At 69.9% G+C, this 21,770-nt stretch carries 23 protein-coding genes and 1 tRNA gene; 9 read left to right on the top strand and 15 right to left on the bottom strand.

All coding sequences use genetic code 11. The features are described 5' to 3' along the window. Nucleotides 1-66: 66 nt before the first annotated feature. The 3 genes from ACL00U_RS15085 to ACL00U_RS15075 all read right to left on the bottom strand — a co-directional run bounded on the left by ACL00U_RS15085 (nt 67) and on the right by ACL00U_RS15075 (nt 1,292). Nucleotides 67-903 (bottom strand): SGNH/GDSL hydrolase family protein, encoded by an 837-nt coding sequence (locus ACL00U_RS15085; RefSeq protein ID WP_412873572.1) that lies wholly within the window; start codon nt 901-903, stop codon nt 67-69. 98 nt (nt 904-1,001) lie between these two features. Beyond that, nucleotides 1,002-1,077, bottom strand: a tRNA-Lys gene (locus ACL00U_RS15080). Between the two features lie 53 nt (nt 1,078-1,130). Next, entirely contained in the window at nt 1,131-1,292 is a 162-nt protein-coding gene (locus ACL00U_RS15075) for a hypothetical protein (protein ID WP_017888098.1), read from the bottom strand. A gap of 127 nt (nt 1,293-1,419) precedes the next feature. Here ACL00U_RS15075 and ACL00U_RS15070 point away from each other — a divergent pair, with 127 nt between their 5' ends. The 3 genes from ACL00U_RS15070 (at nt 1,420) to ACL00U_RS15060 (ending at nt 4,047) form a co-directional block, all read left to right on the top strand. Then, a complete protein-coding gene (locus tag ACL00U_RS15070; RefSeq protein WP_017888097.1) occupies nt 1,420-2,049 on the top strand; it encodes a hypothetical protein in 630 nt (209 codons plus the stop codon). Between the two features lie 526 nt (nt 2,050-2,575). Then, complete coding sequence (gene sigK, locus ACL00U_RS15065) at nt 2,576-3,175, top strand: ECF RNA polymerase sigma factor SigK (RefSeq protein WP_017888096.1); 600 nt, start codon at nt 2,576-2,578, stop codon at nt 3,173-3,175. Beyond that, nucleotides 3,172-4,047, top strand: a complete 876-nt coding sequence (locus ACL00U_RS15060) for an anti-sigma factor (RefSeq protein WP_017888095.1) — start codon at nt 3,172-3,174, stop codon at nt 4,045-4,047. Before sigK ends, ACL00U_RS15060 begins: the two co-directional genes overlap by 4 nt. Nucleotides 4,048-4,322: 275 nt before the next feature. On the opposite strand, the gene pstB is transcribed toward ACL00U_RS15060, so the two are convergent. The 9 genes from pstB to ACL00U_RS15015 all read right to left on the bottom strand — a co-directional run bounded on the left by pstB (nt 4,323) and on the right by ACL00U_RS15015 (nt 14,360). Next, the gene (gene pstB / locus ACL00U_RS15055; protein ID WP_017888094.1) at nt 4,323-5,102 is read right to left on the bottom strand and encodes a phosphate ABC transporter ATP-binding protein PstB; all 780 of its coding nucleotides are present in this window, start codon (nt 5,100-5,102) and stop codon (nt 4,323-4,325) included. 49 nt (nt 5,103-5,151) lie between these two features. Next, the gene (gene pstA / locus ACL00U_RS15050) at nt 5,152-6,237 is read right to left on the bottom strand and encodes a phosphate ABC transporter permease PstA (protein ID WP_017888093.1); all 1,086 of its coding nucleotides are present in this window, start codon (nt 6,235-6,237) and stop codon (nt 5,152-5,154) included. 13 nt (nt 6,238-6,250) lie between these two features. Next, a complete protein-coding gene (pstC, locus tag ACL00U_RS15045) occupies nt 6,251-7,201 on the bottom strand; it encodes a phosphate ABC transporter permease subunit PstC (protein WP_017888092.1) in 951 nt (316 codons plus the stop codon). A gap of 238 nt (nt 7,202-7,439) precedes the next feature. Next, nucleotides 7,440-8,546: a phosphate ABC transporter substrate-binding protein PstS gene (locus ACL00U_RS15040; RefSeq protein ID WP_017888091.1), complete on the bottom strand. Its 1,107-nt coding sequence runs from the start codon at nt 8,544-8,546 to the stop codon at nt 7,440-7,442. Nucleotides 8,547-8,943: 397 nt separating this feature from the next. Next, the gene (locus ACL00U_RS15035; RefSeq protein ID WP_042539261.1) at nt 8,944-9,891 is read right to left on the bottom strand and encodes an NUDIX hydrolase; all 948 of its coding nucleotides are present in this window, start codon (nt 9,889-9,891) and stop codon (nt 8,944-8,946) included. Further along, nucleotides 9,888-12,053 carry an RNA degradosome polyphosphate kinase gene (locus tag ACL00U_RS15030; RefSeq protein WP_042539263.1) on the bottom strand — a complete coding sequence of 722 codons (2,166 nt, stop codon included), beginning with the start codon at nt 12,051-12,053 and terminating at the stop codon, nt 9,888-9,890. Before ACL00U_RS15030 ends, ACL00U_RS15035 begins: the two co-directional genes overlap by 4 nt. A gap of 116 nt (nt 12,054-12,169) precedes the next feature. Beyond that, complete coding sequence (locus ACL00U_RS15025) at nt 12,170-12,763, bottom strand: hypothetical protein (protein WP_214562582.1); 594 nt, start codon at nt 12,761-12,763, stop codon at nt 12,170-12,172. 83 nt (nt 12,764-12,846) lie between these two features. After that, nucleotides 12,847-13,677, bottom strand: a complete 831-nt coding sequence (mshD, locus tag ACL00U_RS15020) for a mycothiol synthase (RefSeq protein WP_214518636.1) — start codon at nt 13,675-13,677, stop codon at nt 12,847-12,849. Continuing rightward, the gene (locus tag ACL00U_RS15015) at nt 13,677-14,360 is read right to left on the bottom strand and encodes a response regulator transcription factor (protein ID WP_017888078.1); all 684 of its coding nucleotides are present in this window, start codon (nt 14,358-14,360) and stop codon (nt 13,677-13,679) included. Before ACL00U_RS15015 ends, mshD begins: the two co-directional genes overlap by 1 nt. 214 nt (nt 14,361-14,574) lie before the next feature. On the opposite strand from ACL00U_RS15015, the gene ACL00U_RS15010 reads away from it, so the two are divergent. The 3 genes from ACL00U_RS15010 to ACL00U_RS15000 all read left to right on the top strand — a co-directional run bounded on the left by ACL00U_RS15010 (nt 14,575) and on the right by ACL00U_RS15000 (nt 16,678). Continuing rightward, nucleotides 14,575-14,856 (top strand): hypothetical protein, encoded by a 282-nt coding sequence (locus tag ACL00U_RS15010; RefSeq protein ID WP_140448504.1) that lies wholly within the window; start codon nt 14,575-14,577, stop codon nt 14,854-14,856. A gap of 137 nt (nt 14,857-14,993) precedes the next feature. Then, on the top strand, nt 14,994-15,596 hold the full coding sequence (locus tag ACL00U_RS15005) for an FABP family protein (RefSeq protein WP_214518638.1): 603 nt from the start codon (nt 14,994-14,996) through the stop codon (nt 15,594-15,596). Next, nucleotides 15,596-16,678 carry a YgfZ/GcvT domain-containing protein gene (locus ACL00U_RS15000; RefSeq protein ID WP_214518639.1) on the top strand — a complete coding sequence of 361 codons (1,083 nt, stop codon included), beginning with the start codon at nt 15,596-15,598 and terminating at the stop codon, nt 16,676-16,678. Before ACL00U_RS15005 ends, ACL00U_RS15000 begins: the two co-directional genes overlap by 1 nt. 96 nt (nt 16,679-16,774) lie before the next feature. Here ACL00U_RS15000 and ACL00U_RS14995 read toward each other — a convergent pair whose 3' ends face one another. After that, nucleotides 16,775-17,548: a class I SAM-dependent methyltransferase gene (locus ACL00U_RS14995; RefSeq protein WP_214518640.1), complete on the bottom strand. Its 774-nt coding sequence runs from the start codon at nt 17,546-17,548 to the stop codon at nt 16,775-16,777. Nucleotides 17,549-17,592: 44 nt separating this feature from the next. On the opposite strand from ACL00U_RS14995, the gene ACL00U_RS14990 reads away from it, so the two are divergent. Beyond that, nucleotides 17,593-18,339, top strand: coding sequence for a phosphoglyceromutase (locus tag ACL00U_RS14990; RefSeq protein WP_042539322.1), 747 nt, complete (start codon nt 17,593-17,595; stop codon nt 18,337-18,339). Nucleotides 18,340-18,522: 183 nt separating this feature from the next. Here ACL00U_RS14990 and ACL00U_RS14985 read toward each other — a convergent pair whose 3' ends face one another. Both ACL00U_RS14985 and phoU read right to left on the bottom strand, forming a co-directional pair. Continuing rightward, nucleotides 18,523-19,071, bottom strand: coding sequence for an AAA family ATPase (locus ACL00U_RS14985; RefSeq protein WP_042539320.1), 549 nt, complete (start codon nt 19,069-19,071; stop codon nt 18,523-18,525). Nucleotides 19,072-19,102: 31 nt separating this feature from the next. Beyond that, nucleotides 19,103-19,771, bottom strand: coding sequence for a phosphate signaling complex protein PhoU (phoU, locus tag ACL00U_RS14980; protein WP_017888070.1), 669 nt, complete (start codon nt 19,769-19,771; stop codon nt 19,103-19,105). 146 nt (nt 19,772-19,917) lie between these two features. Between phoU and ACL00U_RS14975 the strand changes: the two genes are divergently transcribed. Continuing rightward, on the top strand, nt 19,918-21,084 hold the full coding sequence (locus tag ACL00U_RS14975; protein WP_214518641.1) for a sensor histidine kinase: 1,167 nt from the start codon (nt 19,918-19,920) through the stop codon (nt 21,082-21,084). Next, complete coding sequence (locus ACL00U_RS14970; RefSeq protein WP_017888068.1) at nt 21,081-21,761, top strand: response regulator transcription factor; 681 nt, start codon at nt 21,081-21,083, stop codon at nt 21,759-21,761. Before ACL00U_RS14975 ends, ACL00U_RS14970 begins: the two co-directional genes overlap by 4 nt. The last annotated feature ends 9 nt before the right edge of the window (nt 21,762-21,770 follow it).

The following is a 21,770-nucleotide window of genomic DNA, read 5'->3' as shown; positions in this document are numbered from 1 at the left end:
TGCAGGGGATCTCCCATGAGCTCGCTGGGGATGGGTTGTACCCCGTTCAGGAGCGGACGGCACCCGTCAGGCGCACCGGGCACTGTCGGCGGGGGTGGCGAGGGCGTCCAGCGCCTCGCTGACGCGGTCAGCCAGGTACTGGTGGCCGGCATCGTTCGGGTGCCCGCCGTCGGGCGCCGAGTACCCGGGACTGTTCGTGGTCGTGAACCACCGGCCGGCGAGGGCATCGATGTAGGGGACCCCGACGGTGGCTGCAGCCGACGAGACCGAGGCGGCGACACCGACCGTGGTCTTCGCGTGCGGCAGGGGTGCCGACGGACCGAACGCGACGACGACCGCGTCCGGCCAGGTCTGCTGCGCCGTGCGGAGCGTGCGCTCGACGGCGGCGCGCAGGGTGTCGGCGTCGACGAGCCAGTCGTTCTGACTGCCCTGCACGATCACGAGTTCCGGGTCGAAGGAGGCGTCTCGTTCGATCCGGGGACCGAACGTGAAGTGCGACGAACCGGAGGCGCCAGCGTCGACGTAACCCGTGCCCGGGTAGTCGTCGATCTTGGCCTTCCACTCGCGGTCCTCGCTGATGTCCTGGGCCCAGCCGTGGATCCCGCTGGTCGACCCACGACCGGACGTGTACGAGTCGCCGACGATGAGGACACGCGATCCGGGCTCGATCGCCGCCGCGATCCGCTCGGCCGAGACCCCGGGGGCCGCGACGGCCGAGGCCGAGGTCGACGAGGAGACGGGCTGGCAGGCACTCGACACGCTCGGCAGGATCAGCAGGAGTCCGGAGACCCCGAGTGCCATGGCGCCGAGGGCGAGTGCGGGGACGAGTCTGCGGCGGCGTCGCGGCATCGTCGCCGGGTCGGTGGGGGTGCCCGGCCGTTCGCGCTGCGATCCTCGGCCCATCGGACCGATTGTAGACAAGAGCAACAGGGAAGACTGGTGGTGGGCCCCGTGGGGCTCGAACCCACGACCCTCGGATGAAAAGCCGGCGTTCAGGAAGGTGGTGGGCCCCGTGGGGCTCGAACCCACGACCCTCGGATTAAAAGTCCGGTGCTCTACCAACTGAGCTAGAGGCCCTCACCCGCAAGGCTAGCGGGTGAGGGCCTCTGGGACAGAACCGTGCGAGCGGGTCAGCCCCGGCGTCCGGTGAGCGTTCGCAGCAGCCACGCGATGACCGCGATGATCAGCAGCACGATGCCGACGTAGAGCAGGAACTTCAGGCTCGCGGCGAACCCGCCGACGAACAGCAGGATGACTGCGATCACAGCCAGGATGATGAGCAGGGCGTTCATGGAAGATCCTCTCCTTCACGTGCAGGGAGGAGCGCCTCCCTGCCGCAACACGGTACGCGCGGCGCAGTCGTTGCGTTCTCGGCGAACGGGCCGCGGGCGTGTCACCGGCCGCGCCTACACTGCTGCGGTGCCTCGCGATCACCACCGTCCTGTCCACTTCACCGACGCCGAGTTCGCCGCCATCCAGGGCGGTGAGGACCCGGCGCTGGTGAACCGTGTCGCGCACGAGACCGCGAACGCCCTGCTGCACCGTGTGCGTGAGGACCCGGACCCCGCCGTGGTCGAGCGGCTCGTCACCTACACCGACGTGCACGGCATCGACGCCATCGCGGAGCTGTGGGCGCGGGTGGGGGCGCACACCCTGCCGGGGGCGCTCTGGCGGGTCTACCTGGTGCGCATCGTCATCCGGCAGAACCCGGAGGAGATCGCGTACCTGTTCGAACGGGGCACGGCGCAGATCGGCACGATCGACCAGGCGGTCGCGGGTGCTGAGGAACCGACCGGCCCGGCCGAGATCCTGACGCTCGCCGACCGCATCCTGCACGGCCTGTACACGGGCGACCTCGCGGTGGCGCTGGACCGCGGGGCATCGTTCTGCCGCCTGACCGCCGCCGGTGCGACCGCCGTGGCGGACGAGTCCGACCTGGTCGCGTCCGAGCGGGCGGGCGAGCTGACGACGCGGGCGCTCCGCCTGACGGAGCTGGCGGCCGACCTGACCGAGGCGGCGGCGCTCTGGCGTCGCGACAGCCTGGACTGAGCGGGCGGCGGGGCGGACCCGCACCCAGCCTCCAGGCCAGGGGCGCGGAGTTTCGCGACGACGCGCACGGCCGCGCGAGCGCGCGACGCATCCGGGCATGGAGAAGCCGAGCCGCAGAAAGCGCCTCTCGGCGCGAGGCCGCTCGAAGCGGCGAATTTTGGAGCCCGGGGCTTGCTGCGGCCCGGCGATCACCAGTCTACGAGACGTCGGCTGATCACTCGACCCTGTTCACTCATGGTGGACAGAACCGGCCCCGGGCGTGCCAGCGCACCGCCCGCGGGGAGCCCGCCGCGCCCGCGCCGCCGAGAAATCCCGATCCCCGCCCAATCCACAGCGGGGACCGCGCCGAATCATCATCGTGGCGGACGGAATGCCCGTCACGAAGCGAGAGGCCCGGTGTGACCCGGACCGGCACCGCCGGTCAATTCCCTGTGGGTCACGCCGGCCCCTCGTCTCGACCGCCCATGCGGGGGCTTCGTGCTACCCGCCTGGTCAACGAAAGCAACCGAGAGGAGGGAAACCTGCAATGCTTGCCCTCGTGGATAGCGACACCGAACGCTGGAGCTCGTCAGAGCCAGCTCAGGCATCGCCGGACGACCTCCTCGCCCGGGTCGCCTCCGGTGACCAAGCCGCCTTCGCGGACCTCTACGACGCACTGTCCGGCCGGGTCCTCGGTCTGATCACGCGGCTCCTCCGGGACCGCGCGCAGTCGGAAGAGGTCACGCAGGAGGTCTTCCTGGAAGTCTGGCAGCAGGCCACCCGCTTCGACCGGACGCGCGGAACGGCCGCCAGCTGGGTCCTCACCATGGCCCACCGCCGCGCGGTCGACCGGGTCCGCGCCTCGCAGTCCTCGCACGACCGCGACACCAAGATCGGCATCCGCGACCTCGAGGCCGGTTTCGACCAGGTCTCCGAGTCCGTCGAGATCCGCATCGAGCACGAGCGCGTCGGCCGAGCGCTGGCGAAGCTCACGGAGTTCCAGCGGCAGGCTGTGCAACTCGCGTACTACGGCGGCTACTCGCACAGCGAGATGGCCGAACACCTCGGTGTCCCCATCGGCACCGTCAAGACCCGTCTCCGTGACGGGATGATCCGACTCCGAGACGAGATGGGGGTGACCTCATGACCGAACGCCACGACGACCCCGCACTGATGACGGGGTCCCACGCACTCGACGCGCTGTCCGATGACGAGCGCGCGCTCCTCGAGGACGCCCTCCGGACGTCCCCCGAGCTGCAGGCCGAGAACGACTCGCTGCGCGAGACCGCGCTGCAGCTCGCCTACGCCGTCGCACCGATCGAGCCCCCCGCGTCGCTGAAGGCGTCGCTGCTGGCCCGGATCGCCACGACCCCGCAGGCCGCACCCCTCGCCGACACGACGGTCGACCAGACCCCGGTCGCCGAGACCACCCCCGCCCAGGAGGCCCGCCCTGCGCCCGCCGTGCCCGTCACCTCGATCGCCGACGGCCCCACCGCCGGTGGCCGGGCGTCGTCCGAGGCTCGCCGCCGCTGGTTCCAGCGTCCGGCGGTGATGCTGACGGCCGCTGCTGCCGTCGCCGCGGTCTTCTTCGGGGGACTCGGCGTCGGATCGGTCTTCGACCCGAACGGCTCCGGACCGGGCACCACGCAGGCCTCGAGCGGCCTTGACCGCATCTACGCCGCGTCGGACTTCCAGCGCACCACGACCAAGGTCGCGGGCGGCGGTTCGGCGACGGTCGTGTGGTCGAACGACCTCGGCAAGTCCGCGGTGATCCTGGACGGCGTCGAGCAGGCGCCGAAGGGCAAGACGTACGAGCTCTGGTACATCGGCTCCGAGGAGCAGGGCGGTGCCATCAAGTCGGCCGGCCTGGTCGACGGCGCGGCGGACGGTGTGCACTCCGCTGTGCTGAAGGGTGCGATGTCCGAGGGTGCGACGATCGGCATGACGGTCGAGCCCGCTGGTGGTTCGAAGCAGCCGACCTCGTCGCCGATCATGGCTGTCCCCACCACCACGGCCTGACGGTACTCCGGAAGGTGCCCGTGCAGTCGATGCGCGGGCACCTTTCGTCGTTCCACGAGTCGATCGACGCGTGGACTGTCGGAACATGCGCACGCAACGTCTGCGTGCGCATCGAACGACGATCCACGAGTCGATCGACGCGTGGATCGTCGGAACATGCGCATGTCCGGCGGGCCGCCGCGGCACCCGGCGCAACCACGAAGGCCCGGTGCGCGTCCGTGACGGACGTGCACCGGGCCTCCAGGCCGTCCGTCAGCGCGACGGACGGATGCCGATCAACCGAAGCGGCCCGAGACGTAGTCCTCGGTGGCCTGCACGGACGGGTTCGAGAACATCGTCGCGGTGTCGTCGAACTCGATGAGCTTGCCCGGAGCGCCGGTGCCGGCGATGTTGAAGAACGCCGTCTTGTCGCTGACGCGCGACGCCTGCTGCATGTTGTGGGTCACGATCACGATCGTGAACTCCTTCTTGAGCTCCTCGATCAGGTCCTCGATGGCCAGGGTCGAGATCGGGTCGAGGGCCGAGCAGGGCTCGTCCATCAGCAGCACGTCCGGCTCGACCGCGATCGCGCGGGCGATGCAGAGCCGCTGCTGCTGGCCACCGGACAGGCCCATGCCGGGCTTGTCGAGGCGGTCCTTGACCTCGTTCCACAGGTTCGCACCCTGCAGCGAGCGCTCGACGATGTCGTCGGCCTCGGAACGGGAGACGCGCTTGTTGTTGAGCTTGACGCCCGCGAGCACGTTGTCGCGGATCGACATCGTCGGGAACGGGTTCGGTCGCTGGAAGACCATGCCGACCTGACGGCGGACGAGCACGGGGTCGACGCCGGGGCCGTAGAGGTCGTCGCCGTCGATCTTGACCGATCCCTCGACCCATGCGCCGGGGATGACCTCGTGCATGCGGTTCAGGGTGCGGAGGAAGGTGGACTTGCCGCAGCCCGACGGGCCGATGAAGGCCGTGACGGTGCGGGGCTCGATGGTGATGTCGACACCCTCGACCGCCTTGAACTTCGAGTAGTAGACGTTGAGGCCGTCGACCTCGATGCGCTTGGACACGTTGATCCTTCTGGGTGGGTGGTGACGCTGGATCCGCGGGGGCGGACGGTCAGCGGCTGAGCTTGGGGGCGAAGAGGCGGGTGATGATCCGGGCAAGCAGGTTGAGCAGCATCACGATCAGGATGAGCACCAGGGCCGCGGTCCACGCCCGGTCGACGAACGGCACCGGGTTGGCGCCCTGCTGCGAGTACTGCGTGTAGGCGTACACCGGCAGGGTCATCATCGGGTCGCGGAACAGGTTGTAGTTCATGCTCGCGGTGAAGCCGGCCGTGACGAGCAGCGGGGCGGTCTCACCGATGACGCGGGCGATCGAGAGCATGATGCCGGTCATGATGCCCGCGAGGCTCGTGGGCAGCACCACCTTGAGGATCGTCAGGTACTTCGGGACACCGAGGGCGTACGAGGCCTCGCGGAGTTCCATCGGGACGATCTTCAGCACCTCTTCGGTGGAGCGCACGACGATCGGGATCATCAGCACCGACAGGGCGACGGAGCCGACCAGACCGAAGCGGGCACCCGGGCCGAGGAACAGCGCGAAGAGCGCGTAGGCGAACAGCCCGGCGACGATCGACGGGATGCCCGTCATGACGTCGACGAAGAACGTGATGCCCTTCGCCAGCGCGCCACGACCGTACTCGACCAGGTAGATCGAGGTGAGCAGACCGATCGGCACCGAGATGAGCGCCGCGAACAGGGTGATCTCGAGGGTGCCGATGAGCGCGTGGACCGCGCCGCCGCCCTCGGAGATGACCCCGCGCATCGAGTACGAGAAGAAGTTCGCGTCGAGGCGGGCGACGCCCTTGGCGATGACCGTCCAGAGCAGCGACACCAGCGGCAGGACCGCGATGACGAACGCCGTGATGACGAGCGAGGTGACCAGGCGGTCGACGGCCTTGCGACCGCCCTCGACGATGCGCGAGACGACGACGATGAGCACGTCGAACAGGACCGTGCCGAGGAAGATCGCGGCGACGACGTTGAAGTCCTTGACGGCGCCACCGGCGTTGAGCAGGGCGAAGACCAGGACGAGGGCGACCCAGCTGCCGACCAGCAGCAGCCACGGGACGGACGCGTGCAGCTTGCCGTTGGCGTAGACGTTGCCGGCGGTGCCGGTCTGACGGAGCGCGAGGGACATCGGGTGCGACCTCTCAGCTGACTCGGCTGCGGACGATGTACCGCGCGAGCATGTTGATGACCAGGGTGATGACGAAGAGGATGAGACCCGACGCGATGAGCGCGTTCAGTGCCGTCCCGGAAGCCTCGGCGAACTGCAGGGCGATGTTCGCGGCGATCGTCGAGGGGTTCTGCGACGTCAGCATCTCGAACGTGACGTTCGTCGAGACCGACAACACCAGCGCGATCGCCATCGTCTCGCCGAGTGCACGACCGAGGCCGAGCATGATCGCGGACACGATGCCGGACTTCGCGAACGGCAGGACAGACAGGCGGATCATCTCCCAGCGGGTCGCGCCGAGGGCCAGGGCCGCTTCCTCGTTGAGGGTCGGGGCCTGCAGGAAGATCTCACGCATGACCGCCGTCATGATCGGGATCGCCATGACGGCGAGGACGATCGAGGCCGTCAGGATCGTGCGGCCGGTGCCGGACACCTGACCGGAGAACAGCGGGAACCAGCCGAGGTACTCGTTCAGGAACACGTAGAAGGGCTTCACCAGGGGAGCCAGCACGGCGATGCCCCAGAGGCCGTAGACGACCGACGGCACCGCGGCCAGCAGGTCGATGACGTAGCCGAGGACCGGAGCGAGTCGACGCGGCGCGAAGTGCGAGATGAAGAGGGCGATCCCGAGGGACAGCGGCACGGCGATCACGAGCGCGATGAGCGCGGACCAGACGGTGCCGAACACCAGGGGGCCGACGAAGTCCCAGAAGTTCGTGGCCTTCCCGGGCAGCTCGCCGACCTTGGCGGAGAACGCCGGGATGCTCTGCCAGACGAGGAACGCGGCGACGAGCACGAGCACGAAGAGGATGAGGCCGCCGGCGATGACCGAGGCGGCGGAGAAGATCCGGTCACCGACGCGGACGACGGCCTTCGGCTTGATCGGGGTGACGGTGGCCCCTGGCTGGGCCGGTGCGGTCGTCATGGGGTACTCCAGTCGGAGGAACGCCGGGGGAGGCGACGGGTGCGGGTGGTGGAGCGGGGTGGGACGTCCGGGTGCGGGCTCTTCCCGGTGGGAGCGGTGATGCTGTGCTCCCGGTGGCGGCAGTCGTGCTGCGCTCCCGGTGGCGGCGGTGGTGCTGCACTCCCGGTGGGGCCCGGACGGGCGAGGGCCCGGACGCCGGTCATGTGGGTGGGACCGGCGTCCGGGCGCTCAGGGGGCCTTACTTGATGGACGCGACCGCGTCCTTGGCCTTCGACGCGAGGTCGGAGGAGAGGGCGGCCGACTTGGCCTCCTTCGCAGCGGCGTCCTGAGCAGCGCTCGAGACGACGTAGTCCAGGTAGCCCTTCACGAGCTCGGCCTTGTCGGCGTCCTTGTACTCCTGGCACGCGATGGCGTAGGAGACGAGGACCAGCGGCCAGGCACCGTCAGCGGTGTCCTTGCGGTCGATGTCGATCGCGAGGTCGTTGTCCTCGCGGCCGGTTGCGATCTTCGAGTCGGCGACGACCTGCGCGGCACCGTCGGCCGAGATCTCGGTCGCCTTGTCGCCGACCATCAGCTTCGCGCGGTCGAGGTCACCGGCGCCGGAGTCGTCGATGTAGGTGATGGCGTTGGTGGCGTTGCCCATCGCGGAGGCGACACCGGAGGTGCCCTTCGCGCTGTCACCGACCGAGTACGGGAAGGTCTGGCTCGGCTCTTCGGTCCAGACGTCGCCGGCGTTCGCGGAGACGTACTCCGAGAAGTTCTGCGTGGTGCCCGAGTCGTCGGAGCGGTGCACGACCGTGATGTTCGCGTCCGGCAGCTTCGCGTCCTTGTTCAGGTCGGCGATCTCCGAGTCGTTCCACTTGGTGATCTTGCCCGAGAAGATGCCCGCGATGGTCTTCGCGTCGAGGGTCAGGTCGCTGACGCCGTCGACCTTGTACGCGATGGCGATCGGGGAGATGTAGACGGGGATGTCGATGCCCTTGGTGTCCGCCTTGCAGGACTCGAACTTGCCCGAGAGCTCCTCGTCCTTCAGTGCGGCGTCGGAGCCGGCGAAGTCCGCGGCACCCGACATGAAGTTCTCGCGGCCGGCGCCGGAGCCGTCCGGCGTGTAGTTCACCGTGACGCCCTTGGCTTCGTCCTGGAAACCGGCGGCCCAGGTGGCCTGCGCGGTCTGCTGTGCGGACGAGCCCGAGCCGGTCAGGGTGCCGGAGAGCTTCGAGTAGTCGCTGCCGCTGGTGGAGGAGGACTTGGTGCTGCCCGCGTCCTCGTTTGCCGCGCACGAGGAGAGCACGACTGCGCCGGCGATCGCGATTGCTGCGATCGAACCGATTCGCTTGATGTTCACAGGGGTCCCTTCGGGAATGGAATGCAGTGGGACCACTGCGGTCCCTGGGCCGGTGCCGACCCGGGAGCGACTGTAGGGACGCGAGGTGACGGGGATCACCCCCGCTGGTGAACGGAAGGTGAACGAGGGGTTGTCCGCGTCGGGGCGGCGTGCGCCGCGCCCGCGCAGGGAGCAGGATCGGGGGCACTGTGCGCGCGTTCGGAAGATACGCACGCATGATCGCGGAAGGGCGGTCGGGAGGCCCGGATCGCGTTCTCCGGGCGCGGCGCGGCCCCGTCATGTGGTCGGGTGCCGAGCGCGTCGGCTGCGGCGCTCTGGTCCGGCGGCGCTGCGGTCCGGCGGCGCTGCGGTCCGGCGGCGCTGCGGTGCGGCGGCACTGCGGTCCGGCGGTGGCCGGCTACGCCGGGGTCGTGTTGCGGTGCGTCTCGACCGCGACGAGCGTGTCTCCGGCGATGTGCATGACGGAGAAGTCCCCGACGGACAACATCGCCGCACGACGCAGGTCGAAGCGGCCGGAGTCGTCGGCGGTCACGGTGGCGATCCGGGCGATGATGTCGGGCAGCACCGGGCCGTGCGAGCAGAGCACGGCGGTCTTGCCCTTGTCGAGGCGGCGCCGGACGACACCCTTGACGTCGGCGGCTCCGCGGTCGTGAGCGTCCTGGCTGATGTCCGGGGTGCTCGAGACGCCGAGCTTCGTCGCGGCCGAGAGCGGTTCGACGGTCGCGAGGCACCGCGCCGCCGTGCTGCTCACGATCTTCTTCGGGCCGAACGCCGCGACCGGCGCCGCGGCGGCCTTGGCCTGCGAACGGCCGACGGGCAACAGCGGTCGGGTGGCATCGGGACCGTCCCAGTCCGAGCCGGGCACGGTCTTCGCGTGGCGCAGGGTGATCAGGGCGAAGGTGCGGTGCTGTCCGGCGGCGGCGCGTTCGGCGAAGCGGTCGAGGATCGCGACGTCCCGCTCGTACGTCAGACGGTTGCGGGCGTCGTCGATGGTGACCCACTCGAGTGCGGCGACCTCGTGGTTCGGCTCGAAGGCCCCGGCGCGGGCGTACTCCTTGGCCGAGACCCGGGCCGCCCAGTAGTGCACGACCTTGTCGCGACCGTTCGGCAGCACGTACTCGGCGGTGCCGAGCGGAGCGCCGAGGTGGACGCGGTAGCCGGTCTCCTCGTCGATCTCGCGCACAGCGGTCGTCGGGACGGCCTCGCCCGGGTCCACCTTGCCCTTGGGCAGGGAGACGTCCTTGTGGTGGTCGCGGTGGATGAGCAGCACGAGGGGTGTGCCGTCCTGTTCGCGCCAGACGACCGCACCCGCAGCGACGACGGGGCCCGAGGGACCGCCGCTCACCGAGTCGAGCGCTTCCGAGCCGAGATCTTCCGCATGGTCACATTCTGCACGTCCTCGAGCGGGCGGCCCGCATCGTCGGTGGAGTGCCGCGTCCACTCGCCGTCGGACTCCAGGTGCCACGAGCTGGCGGTGTCGGCCATCGCCAGGTCGAACATCTCCTGGACCTCGTTGATGTGGTCCGGTGCGACCAGCCGCACGAGTGCCTCGACGCGACGGTCGAGGTTGCGGTGCATCATGTCGGCGCTGCCGATGAACACCGCCGGGTCGCCGTCGTTGTGGAACGCGAAGGCGCGGGAGTGCTCCAGGTAGCGGCCGACGATGCTCCGCACGCGGATGGTGTCGCTGACGCCTTCCATCCCCGGCTTGAGCGAGCAGATGCCCCGGACCCAGACGTCGATCGGCACCCCGGCCTGGCTCGCCAGGTAGAGCGCGTCGATGATCTGCTCGTCGACCATCGAGTTGACCTTGATCCGGATGCCCGAGGGCTTGCCGGCACGGGCGTTCGCCGCCTCGGTCTGGATGCGCTTGAGCAGGCCCTTCCGCAGGTGCAGCGGTGCCACGAGCAGGCGCTTGAACTTCTTCTCGATGGCGTAGCCGGACAGCTCGTTGAACAGGCGGGTGAGGTCCTTGCCCACGGTGTCGTCCGAGGTGAAGAGGCCCATGTCCTCGTAGATGCGCGAGGTCTTCGGGTTGTAGTTGCCCGTGCCGATGTGGCTGTAGTGCTTGAGCGTCCCGCCCTCTTGCCGGATGACGAGCACCAGCTTCGAGTGCGTCTTCAGTCCCACCAGGCCGTACACGACGTGCACGCCGGCCTTCTCGAGCTTGCGGGCCCAGGTGATGTTGTTCTGCTCGTCGAAGCGCGCCTTGATCTCGACCAGGGCGAGGACCTGCTTGCCGGCGGCCGCTGCGTCGATGAGCGCTTCGACGATGGGGCTGTCGCCGGACGTACGGTACAGCGTCTGCTTGATCGCCAGGACGTTCGGGTCGGCGGCGGCCTGCTCGAGGAACGCCTGCACGCTCGTGGCGAAGGACTCGTAGGGGTGGTGGACCAGGACGTCGTTCGCCTTGATCGCACGGAACAGGTCGGGCTTCGTGTTCGGCTCACCCGGCTGGAACTGCACCGGGGTCGTCGGCACGTGCTTCGGGTAGTGCAGGTCCGGGCGGCTGATCTTCGAGATCTCGAACAGCCCGCCGAGGTCGAGCGGCGACGGCAGCCGGAACACCTCTTCCTCGGTGATGTCGAGTTCACGCACGAGCAGGTCGAGGGTCACCGGGTCCATGTCCTCGGTGATCTCGAGGCGGATCGGCGGGCCGAACCGGCGGCGCAGGAGCTCGCGCTCGAGGGCCTGGATGAGGTTCTCGGCCTCGTCCTCCTCGATCTCGACGTCCTCGTTGCGGGTGACCCGGAACACGTGGTGCTCGAGGACCTCCATCCCCGGGAACAGGTCGTCGAGGTGGTTCGCGATGAGGTCTTCGAGCGGGATGAAGCGCATCCGGCCGGAGTTGTCGTCGGGGAGCTTGATGAAACGGGAGAAGTTCTGCGGCACCTTGAGGCGCGCGAACTCCTGGCGCTGCGACTTCGGGTTGCGGACCCGCACCGCCAGGTTGAGCGAGAGCCCGGAGATGTAGGGGAACGGGTGCGCCGGGTCGACCGCCAGCGGCATGAGCACCGGGAAGATCTGCTCGTTGAAGTACTCCCGCATCCGCTGCCGGTCGGCTTCGTCGAGGTCGGACCAGTGCTCGATGTGGATGCCCGCGGCGTCGAGGTCCGGCTTGAGCGACCCGATGAACGCCTGGGCGTGCCGGTCCTGCAGCTCGTGGGCCTTCTTCGCGATGTCGCGCAGGACGTCACTGGGGGCACGGCCGACGTTGGTCGGGACGGCGATGCCGGTGTCGATGCGGCGCTTCAGGCCGGCGACGCGGACCATGAAGAACTCGTCGAGGTTGGACGCGAAGATCGCCAGGAAGTTCGCTCGCTCCAGCAGGGGCTGCGTGCGGTCTTCACCCAGCTCGAGCACGCGCTGGTTGAACCTGAGCCAGCTGAGCTCGCGGTCGAAGTAGCGGTCCGTCGGCAGCGACTCGTGCTCGATCTCGACGACCTCGTCGAAGTCGTCGAGGTCGGGTGCGACGGATTCGCCGTCGAGCTGCGGTTCGGTGTCCATCCCCACATCCTGCCACCCGGCCCCTGCCGTCGGAGGGGCCCCGGTGGACGCTGTGGAAACCGGTGGTGAACCGTTCGTGTGTGGAGGAACCGTCACGACGGACCGAGGTGCTGCGCTCAGCGCGTGAAGACCTGCACGAACGCGCCCCACTGCGCCGGCGCGCGCTGCTCGAGCCACGCGCAGAACTCGGGGTACGCGGCGTCGATGGACAGGACAGTGATCACCCCGCGCTGGCCGTGCACCTTGACGTCCAGGCCGCCGAAGCGGTTCGTCGTGGGCCGGATGTGCTTGATGGCCGCGGGGTCGACGGTCCGGGCGGCACGGAACATCGGCGTGACGACCAGCTGGGTGTCGTACGCCTCGACTCGGCGACGCTTCTGTCCGACACCGAGGTAGACGAAGAGCAACCCGAACAGCCCGAAGGCGACACCGCCGAGCAGCATCCCGGTCGAGTCGGGGTCGTCGAGCAGGGCGAGTGCGGACAGCAGGAACAACCCGCCGACCACGATGACGACGATCCCGACGATCCGGAGCAGCAGGTAGTTCCACCGGCGAGCCCGGACGGTGAAGAGGACGCCGTACGCCTCGTCCCCGACGACCGTCGACGGGGGTCGCTTCCGGTCGCTGTGGCGGACGAGTGCGGTGACGGCGGCGGGGATGGCGACCATCGCGGCCATCGCGAGGAACACCGGCGACGGGTTGAAGTTCACCGCCCTGCCCCCGACCGTGCGTCCGGACGTCGTCGTTCGATGGGCGATCCGCCCTGGTCCCCCTGGATCATGGGCGCACGGTATCAGTGACCGATGGACTGCTCCGGGGCCGCGTACTGCACGTCGATCGCGTGCTGCGTGAACCCCGAGCGCCGGTACAGCGCGAGCGCCGGCTCGTTGTCCCCCTCGACGTACAGTGCGGCGGCGGTCAGCCCACGGCCGTGCAGCCGGGCGGTTCCCGCACGCATGAGCACACCACCGAGCCGCTGTCCCTGCAGGTCGGGCCGCACGGCGACGGCGTAGAACTCGCCGATGCCGTCCTCGACCTTGAGCCAGCACGACCCGGCGAGCTGCCCGGAGGCATCGCGGAGCAAGAGCAGGTCGTCGCCGGAGAACCAGGCGTCGGCTTCTCGGGCATGCAGGTCGTCCAACGTCATCCGCCCCTGCTCGGGGTGGTGCGCGAAGGCTGCGGCGTTCAGCGCGAGCCAGTCGGTCTCGTCGTCGGTGCCCGGGCGGAACGCCGACAGGCTGAACCCGTCGGGCAGCTCGACGTCGGCGGCGACGTCCACCTCGGAGTCGGCGACGGGCGCCCGGAGCTGCAGCAGCGTGCGGACCGCGCGCCAGCCGAACCGGTCGGCCAGCGCCCGCGCTGCCGGGTGGTCCCCGTGCGCCCAGGCGAGCCGGGGAGCGGCCCCGCCGCCCAGCGCGAGCGCCTGCGTCACCAGGGCGGTGCCGATGCCGCGGCCGCGGGCCTCCTGGGCGACGACCATCTCGAGCTCACCGTCACGGACCACGGCGACCCCGTCGTCGACGGACAGGACGCTCGCGCGCCCGGCGCGGACGTCCACCAGGGTCTGGTCGGAGAACGGCGGGGCCTCGCCAGGGGCGACGAAGGCGCCGAAGTCGGGCAGCACTACTGCCCCATCAGGCGCTCGGCCTCGTCGTCGTAGACGTTGAAGCGGTACCCGACGTTGCGGACGGTGCCGATGAGCGACTCGAGGTCCCCGAGCTTGGCGCGGAGCCGTCGGACGTGCACGTCGACGGTGCGGGTGCCCCCGAAGTAGTCGTAGCCCCAGACCTCGCTGAGCAGCTGCTCGCGGGTGAAGACGCGTGACGGGTGGGTGGCGAAGAACCGCAGGAGCTCGAACTCCTTGAACGTCAGGTCGAGCGGCCGACCGCGGACCTTGGCGGAGTAGCTGGCCTCGTCGATGACGACACCGGACGCCTGGATCTTCGAGCTCGTCTGGCCCTTCGCGGCACGACCGGCCGACAGGCGGATGCGGGCGTCGATCTCGGCGGGGCCGGCGCTCTCGAGCACGACGTCGTCGACGTTCCAGTCGCTGTTCACCGCGGTCAGACCGCCCTCGGTGACGACGAGCACGATCGGCGTGGTCGACCCCGACGATGCGAGGATCTTGCACAGGGCCTTCGCGCTGACCAGGTCGGTGCGGGCGTCCACGAACATCAGGTCGCTCTGCGGGGCGTTGACCAGCTGCGCGGCCTCGGCCGGCACGTGGCGGATCCGGTGGCTCAGGAGGCCCAGGCTCGGCAGGACGTCTCCGGGCGCGGTCGAGGTGAGTACCAGGAGCTGTGCCACAGGACCTCCGGAGGTGGATGACGTCGTGGAGACATCCTAGTGATGCTCGGGAAGGACTCATCCGGCCGGACGGATTGCGCGCCGTCCCGCACAGCACCGCACCGGCGGTGCGAGCGTCCCGCACGAGCACCGCACCCGGCGGTGCGAGCGTCCCGCACGAGCACCGCACCCGACGGTGCGAGCATTCCGCACGTCCCCTGTCATGATGGATCGCGTGACCGAGCCCGTGCACCCCACCGACCAGCGTCGCCTGCGGCTGACGTCCGTCCTGCCGGTCTGGGTGCTGGCGGTCGTCGGGGCGGTGCTCGTCCTGACCCTGGCCGAGCGTGACTCGTTCGCCTGGCTGCTGCTCGTCTTCGTCGCCTGCGTCATGGTCAGCTTCGTGCTGCAGCTCATCACCGCCACCAAGGACGGGCTGGTCGAACGGATCAGCATCGCGTCGTCCGGGGCGTTCGTCGTGGTGCTCGTCACCGCGGTGGTGCTCCTGGCGCGTTGAGCCGAGCCGCGTAGACTCCGGACCATGGATTCGCTGCTTGCGCTCGAGCTCTTCTACGTCGGCCTCCTCGGCCTGGCGTCGCTCGCGATCGCGTTCATCTCGGTGGTCGTCGTCGTGAAGCTGTTCAAGGGTCAGCGTTGATCGAGCTGCCCGAAGGCCTCGCCCCCGAACTGGTCCCGCTGTCGTGGCTGGTCGGCGTGTGGGAGGGCACCGGTGTGGTCGAGTACCCGGTCGGTGACGACGACGAGGTCCGGAACTACGAGTTCGGCCAGCGCGTCAGCTTCAGCCACGACGGCCTGCCCTACCTGAACTACTCGTCCACCACGTGGCTGCTCGACGACGACCACACCCCGCTCGCCGCCGAGATGGGCTACTGGCGGATCGACCGTCCGACCGAGCCCGGCGACCGCGGCCCCGCGATGCTCCTGGGCGAGGGGCCCACGCCCTTCAGCACGGTCGAGAGCGTCGAGGCGCTCCGCAACACGACCGACGGCTTCGACGTCGAGGCCGCGATCATCCACCCGACGGGCGTCAACGAGCTCTACGTCGGCCGTGTGCTGAAGGGCCGGATCGACCTGTCGACCGACGCCGTGCTGCGCTCGCCGAACGCGAAGGACTACTCCGCCGCGACCCGCCTGTACGGCCTGGTCGAGGGCAAGCTCTTCTGGGCGTGGGACATCGCCGCGCTCGGCCGTGAACTCACATCGCACGCCTCGGGGCAGCTCGCGAAGGTCGAGTGATGTCGGTGTTCGCCGCGCGGGACGGCTTCGTCGCGGCCGATTCGGTCGCCGCGCACTTCGGCAACCCGATCGGGGAGCAGCGCCTGCTGTCCCGCGGCCGCGCCGTCGTCGAGCTCGGTCTGGGTGTCGTCACGGTCTCCGGGCCGGACCGCCTGTCGTGGCTCAACTCGATCACCTCGCAGCAGCTCACCGGGTTGCCCACGGGCGTCAGCACCGAGACGCTCGTGCTCGACCAGGCCGGACGCGTCGAGCACGCGGCCCGGATCGTGGACGACGGTGCGACCGCCTGGCTGCTCTCCGAGCGCGCTGACGCTGCGCCGCTCGCCGGCTGGCTCGACTCGATGCGCTTCATGCTCCGGGTCGAGGTCGCCGACCGTTCGGCCGACTTCGTCACCCTCGGCTGGCTCGGCGAGGCCGCACCGTTCGCCTCCGTCGAACTGCCGAAACCACCCGTCGTCGAGTGGGTCGACCCGTGGGGCGTCGTCACGCCCGGCGGGTGGGGCTACGCCGCCCAGGAGGCCCACCCCGGCTCCGACTGGACCCTCCGCATCGCCGTGGTCACCCCCGGCACTGCGGCCGCGATCGCCGCGTCGGACGTCCCCGTCGCGGGGCTCCTGGCGTACGAGGCGTTGCGGATCGCCGCCTGGCGACCGGTCCTGTCCGACGTCGACGAGCGGACGATCCCGCACGAGCTCGACTGGCTGCGTTCCGCCGTGCACCTGTCGAAGGGCTGCTACCGCGGGCAGGAGACCGTCGCCAAGGTCCACAACCTCGGGCACCCGCCGCGTCGGGCCGTGCTGCTGCACCTGGACGGGTCCGACGGCGTGCTGCCGGCACCCGGCACCCCCGTGCTGCTCGACGACAAGCAGGTCGGTCGGCTGTCGGCGTCGGCGATCCACCACGAGCTCGGTCCGATCGGGCTCGCCGTGGTCAAGCGTTCCCTCGACCCCACCGCGACCCTGCGGCTCGAGGCCGACGACGTCGTGGTGACCGCGGCGCAGGAGACCATCGTCCCGCCCGAGGCCGGTGCGACGGCGAACGTCCCGCGCCTGCCCCGTCTCGGAGCCGTGAAGCGCTCCTAGCCTGCGCGTTGACGGTCGCAAGACACCGGTGTTCGCCGGTCGCACCGCGGTTCGCGGGTGTTCGGAGCGCGAACACCGGTGTTCTGCGCCGCGGCGTCAGGCGGGCTCGACGGCCGACCAGGGGACGCTGAGCTCGCCGAGCCGCCACCTGGTCACGCCGTGCAGCACCGGCCACCCGCGGTCGCGCATGCCGCGCACCGTGGCGATCCACCGCTGCCGGGGTCCGTACGTGCCGAGCGGAGCCGCGACCGCCCACGACAGGTCGAGATCGCCGAGGAACGCGTGCACCCGTTCGCCGGGCACGTTGCGGTGGATCAGGGCCTTCGGCAGGCGCTCGGCGACGATCGAGGGCACGTCGAGCCCGGCGAGCCGCAGCGACACCGTGAAGGTCCGTGGCGCGACGTCGTCGAGCGTGACCCACGAGGCGACCCGGCCGACCTCGTTGCAGGTCCCCTCGACGAGCGCACCGCCGGGCTGCAGCCGGTCCTGCATGATCCGCCACGACCCGACCACCGCGGACTCGTCGTACTGCCGCAGCACGTTGAAGGCCCGGATGACGGCGGGTCGGCGCTGCCCGGGCGTCGGCGTCTCGAAGCCACCCAGGCGGAAGGTCACGCCGTCGCGGGTCCCGGCGTTCGCGAGCGCGACCCGCGAGGGCTCGATCTCGATGCCGGTCACCTCGACGTCCGGTCGGACGGCCGCCAGCCGGTCGCGGAGCTCGAGGGTGGTGGTCGGCGATGCCCCGTAGCCGACGTCGGCGACGAGCGGGTCGTCCGTCCGGCGCAGCACCGGCAGGGTCGCGATCCACCGGTCGACGCGGCGGAGCCGGTTGTACCCGGTCGTCCCGCGCGTCACGTTCCCGATGGGCATGCGTCAAGGGTACGGGGCCGGTACCGCTCGGTAGACTCGGAGGCATGACCTCCACGCTCGTCCTGCTCCGTCACGGCAACAGTGACTGGAACCAGAAGAACCTGTTCACCGGTTGGGTCGACGTCCGGCTCAGCGAGCTGGGCGAGAAGGAGGCGAAGCGCGCCGGCGACCTCATCGCCGAGTCCGGCATCGTCCCCGACGTCCTGTACACCTCGCTCCTGACCCGCGCGATCCAGACCGCGGACATCGCGCTGCTGCAGGCCGACCTGGCCTGGCTGCCGGTGAAGCGCGACTGGCGCCTCAACGAGCGCCACTACGGCGCCCTGCAGGGCAAGGACAAGGCCCAGACCCTGGCCGAGTACGGCGAGCAGCAGTTCATGGAGTGGCGCCGCTCGTTCGACGTCCCGCCGCCGCCCATCGCAGACGGAGCCGAGTGGTCGCAGTCCGGTGACCGCCGCTACGCCGAGCTCGGCGACCAGCTGCCCCGCACCGAGTCGCTCAAGCTCGTGATCGACCGCCTGCTGCCGTACTGGGAGTCCGACATCACGAAGGACCTCGCCGCCGGCAAGACCGTGCTCGTCACTGCCCACGGCAACTCGCTGCGTGCGCTCGTGAAGCACCTCGACGGCATCTCCGACGACGACATCGCCGGTCTGAACATCCCGACCGGCATCCCGCTGGTGTACGAGCTCGACGACGACTTCACGCCGACGAAGCCCGCGTACTACCTGGACCCCGAGGCCGCCGCTGCCGGCGCCGCCGCCGTGGCCGCCCAGGGCGCCAAGAAGTAGCGCCCACGCAGAACGCCCCGTCCGGCATCCGGGCGGGGCGTTGGTGCGTGTGCCGTGCTTCCCGGAAGCGACAGTGGGCCGCCAACGTTCCGCCGACTCCTGTCGCTCTGCCAGGAGGAACGGATCGCCCCGTCGACGACGTGTCGCTCCGGCAGCACGGTCGGCTCGACGAGCCGTGGCTGGTCAGACGAAGTGCGACGCGATCTCCTGCACCAGGGCCCCGACGTCGTAGGGCTTCGTGGTGTCGACCCGGATCACCGGGACACCGGCGAGCCCGACCGGGTGCGCGTCGTCGCCGTGCTCGTCCCAGAAGGCCAGCACGTCGGCCATGTCCCCGTGCACCTCGTGCCGCACCGGCACGGTGCCCGGGTCGTACCGGTCCCGCAGCCGCTGCTCGGCGGCGGCGCGGTCCGTGTCGCACCACACCTCGACGGCGCGCGGCGACCCGGCGGAGGCGAGCCCGGCCTCCAGGCGGTCCCGGTCGCGGGACGGCAGCCAGACGGCGTCGAGGACGACCCCGTTCTCGACGGCCCGGGCCATGGACCACATCGTGTCCATGGCGATGCCGCCGAGCGGACGCGAGGCGATCATCGGGCCGACGACGTCGGCCAGGGGCTCCTTGATGCGGTCCTTCGACAGGAACGGGCAGCCGAGCACCTCGGCGAGTGCCGTGCCGATCGTGCTCTTGCCGGAACCGGGCATGCCGTTGACGATGATCGCGACCTGGGCCATGCCACGATCCTCGCAGACCGATCGGGTCGGGTCAGACCGCCGCGGTCGAGGTGGACGCGCCGGTCCAGTCGCCGGTCGCCAGGTACTCGACCTTCTTCGCGATCGAGACCGCGTGGTCGGCGAAGCGCTCGTGGTAGCGGGAGGCCAGGGTGGCGTCGACCGTGTCGATCGGGCCGCCCTTCCAGGCCTCGCCGAGCACGAAGTCGAAGACGCTGGCGTGCAGCTCGTCGACGGCGTCGTCCTCGTCGCGGATCTCGGCCGACAGTGCGATGTCCTCGGTGGCGAGCAGGCGCGTGAGCTTCTGCGCCATCGCGACGTCGTGCTTGCCCATCTCCTTGAAGGTGCTGCGGAGGCCCTTCGGCACGACCTTCTCGGGGAAGCGCTGGCGGGCGAGCTGCGCGATGTGCTCGGCCATGTCTCCCATGCGCTCGAGCGAGGAGCTGACGCGCAGGGCGGTGACGACGACGCGCAGGTCGCGGGCCACCGGCGCCTGGCGGGCCAGGATGTCGATCGCGATCTCGTCGAGGCTGTTCGCAGCGAGGTCGATCTTCTCGTCGTCGGCGATCACCTCTTCGGCGAGGGCGACGTCGGAGTCGCCGAAGGCCTGCGTGGCTCGGGTGATGGCGGACTCGACGAGCCCGGCGATCTCGGTCAGTCGCTCCTGGACGTCCTGGAGTTCCTGCTGGAAGACTTCGCGCATGGGGGAGTACCTCTCTCTGCGTACCGGACGAGTGTCGTCAGCGCAGGTGAACGAACGGTGACGCGGGGCTGAACGCTTCGCGTTCTGGCCTTCCGCGGACGGTGAACGGTACCGGAACCCCGCATGACCATCCCTACACTGGCGGCATGGACAACGCGTGGCTCGTGCCACTGTCGATGCTCCTCGGCGGGGTCTTCGGCGCGGGCGTCGTGGTGCTGATCATCACCGCCGAGCGCACGGCACGTGCTGCCGACGTGGCGGAGCGGACCCTGCCGGACGGTGTCGCAGCGGTCATCTCGACGATGCACAACCCGGCGGTCGTCATCGACCCGTCGAACACCGTCGTCGCGGCATCGCCCCAGGCACTCACCGCGGGGCTCGTCGTGCGCCGACGTCTGGTGCACCAGGAACTGCTCGGCCTGATCGACCGGGTGCGCAAGAGCGGGGAGATGGGGGTGGAGGACCTCGAGCTGCCACGCGGCCGCCACGGGGAGCTCATCGGCTACCTCAGCTTCCGCGCGGCCCAGCTGGGCAACCGGTACGTCCTGCTCACCGCGGACGACCTGACCGAGAGCCGCCGCATCGACGAGGTCCGCCGCGACTTCGTCGCCAACATCTCGCACGAGCTGAAGACCCCGATCGGTGCCATCGGGCTGCTGTCGGAGACGCTCGTGCTCGCCGCCGACGACCCCGCGCACGTCAAGAAGTTCGCCGCGCAGCTCATCACCGAGTCCGAGCGGCTCGGGGCGCTGACGAAGGACATCATCGAGCTGTCCCGCCTGCAGTCGGTCGACGCGCTCGAGAACAGCGAGGAGACCGGCATCGACAAGATCGTGCAGGCCGCCATCGACGGCAACGAGGTCGTCGCCCGCGCCCGGTCGATCGAGATCATCCGCGCCAAGAAGTCGAAGCTGCGGGTGATGGGCGACCCGGGCCTGCTGCAGGTCGCGGTGTCGAACCTCATCGCCAACGCGGTGAAGTACTCGCCGGACGGCACCCGCGTCGGTGTGGGCGTCCGGTCGTCGAAGGGCTTCGTCGAGATCGCCGTCACCGACCAGGGTGTCGGCATCCCCGAGGCCGACCTCGACCGCGTCTTCGAACGGTTCTACCGTGTCGATCCCGCACGGTCGCGCGCCACCGGGGGCACCGGCCTCGGGCTCGCGATCGTCAAGCACGTCGTCAGCAACCACGGTGGTGACGTGCGCGTCTGGTCGCAGTCCGGCAAGGGCTCGACCTTCACCATCCGTCTGCCCGAGGCAGATCCCGAACTGACCACAGCCCTCGAAGAGCAACTGGAAGAGCAGCCATCGTGACCAAGATCCTCATCGTCGACGACGAGCCGGCCCTGAGCGAGCCCCTGGAGTTCCTGCTGCAGCGTGAGGGGTACGAGACCTCCGTCGCTGCCGACGGCGTGACAGCGCTGTCGAAGTTCGACACGGAGAACCCTGACCTGGTGCTCCTCGACCTCATGCTGCCGGGCCTGAGCGGCACCGAGGTGTGCCGGCAGATCCGGACCCGCTCGAACGCGCCGATCATCATGCTGACCGCGAAGGACTCGGAGGTGGACATCGTCGTCGGGCTCGAACTCGGCGCCGACGACTACGTCACGAAGCCGTACTCCACGCGGGAGCTCCTGGCCCGGATCCGTGCGGTGCTCCGCCGGCGTACCGAGGACGACCCGGCCGACAGCGGCATCCTGCAGGTCGGCGGCATCCGGATGGACGTCGAGCGCCACACGGTGTCCGTCGACGGGTCCGAGACGCCGATGCCGCTCAAGGAGTTCGAGCTCCTCGAGCTGCTGCTCCGGAACGCCGGCCGCGTGCTGACCCGTGGTCAGCTCATCGACCGGGTCTGGGGGTCCGACTACTTCGGCGACACCAAGACCCTCGACGTGCACATCAAGCGCATCCGCTCGAAGATCGAGCGGGTCCCGTCGACCCCCGAGATCCTGGTGACGGTCCGCGGTCTCGGCTACCGCATCGAGGCGTAGGCCCCGCGA

The sequence above is a fragment of the Curtobacterium poinsettiae genome (genome assembly GCF_047226435.1).
Taxonomy (GTDB): Bacteria; Actinomycetota; Actinomycetes; order Actinomycetales; family Microbacteriaceae; genus Curtobacterium; species Curtobacterium poinsettiae.
Note: the sequence above shows the minus strand (reverse complement) of the source record. Positions and strands in the feature narration are given on the sequence as shown.

Coding starts and splice junctions, on each gene's coding strand:
- ACL00U_RS15085 (WP_412873572.1), bottom strand. CDS start 903: ATGGGCCGAGGATCGCAGCGCGAACGGCCGGGCACCCCCACCGACCCG.
- ACL00U_RS15075 (WP_017888098.1), bottom strand. CDS start 1,292: ATGAACGCCCTGCTCATCATCCTGGCTGTGATCGCAGTCATCCTGCTG.
- sigK (WP_017888096.1), top strand. CDS start 2,576: ATGCTTGCCCTCGTGGATAGCGACACCGAACGCTGGAGCTCGTCAGAG.
- ACL00U_RS15060 (WP_017888095.1), top strand. CDS start 3,172: ATGACCGAACGCCACGACGACCCCGCACTGATGACGGGGTCCCACGCA.
- pstA (WP_017888093.1), bottom strand. CDS start 6,237: ATGTCCCTCGCGCTCCGTCAGACCGGCACCGCCGGCAACGTCTACGCC.
- pstC (WP_017888092.1), bottom strand. CDS start 7,201: ATGACGACCGCACCGGCCCAGCCAGGGGCCACCGTCACCCCGATCAAG.
- ACL00U_RS15030 (WP_042539263.1), bottom strand. CDS start 12,053: ATGGACACCGAACCGCAGCTCGACGGCGAATCCGTCGCACCCGACCTC.
- ACL00U_RS15000 (WP_214518639.1), top strand. CDS start 15,596: ATGTCGGTGTTCGCCGCGCGGGACGGCTTCGTCGCGGCCGATTCGGTC.
- ACL00U_RS14995 (WP_214518640.1), bottom strand. CDS start 17,548: ATGCCCATCGGGAACGTGACGCGCGGGACGACCGGGTACAACCGGCTC.
- ACL00U_RS14990 (WP_042539322.1), top strand. CDS start 17,593: ATGACCTCCACGCTCGTCCTGCTCCGTCACGGCAACAGTGACTGGAAC.
- ACL00U_RS14985 (WP_042539320.1), bottom strand. CDS start 19,071: ATGGCCCAGGTCGCGATCATCGTCAACGGCATGCCCGGTTCCGGCAAG.
- phoU (WP_017888070.1), bottom strand. CDS start 19,771: ATGCGCGAAGTCTTCCAGCAGGAACTCCAGGACGTCCAGGAGCGACTG.
- ACL00U_RS14975 (WP_214518641.1), top strand. CDS start 19,918: ATGGACAACGCGTGGCTCGTGCCACTGTCGATGCTCCTCGGCGGGGTC.